Annotated in this window: 1 protein-coding gene; it reads right to left on the bottom strand. The window is 23.4% G+C overall.

What is annotated here, in order from left to right:
• Nucleotides 1-419, bottom strand: a 419-nt coding sequence (locus tag ACYVTD_RS17145) for a hypothetical protein (protein WP_461248850.1), incomplete at both ends; no start/stop codon positions are given.

Genomic DNA, 419 nt, shown 5'->3' with positions numbered 1-419 from the left:
ATATTAAATGAATCATTAATTCGATTTGTATAATAAGTTGCATAAAACAAGGCGTCCGCTAATATACCTTCTTTAAATGACGAAACAAATAAAAAAGAAGAATCTTCGTTTATTGTTAAATCATTTTTCATATATTGACGCCAATGTTTTCCATTTTCTGTTAATGCCAATAAATTCATTTGTTCCAAAGATTCAGAGATTTTTTTCTTGTAATTAAGCAATATTAAATTATCTGATATGGATAATAATTCATTATTTATTTGTTCTATTACTTCATCATCAATATATTCAACTGTTTTTGCATAATTAATTAAATTTAAGTAGTCATCGCAAGAATCATTATATAGTTGAATTAATTCAGCTATGTTTTGATCAGATTGGAAATTATTATTAAACGCAAATATGGTAATATATTCAAT

The sequence above is a fragment of the Treponema sp. R6D11 genome, from assembly GCF_054786075.1.
Note: the sequence above shows the minus strand (reverse complement) of the source record. Positions and strands in the feature narration are given on the sequence as shown.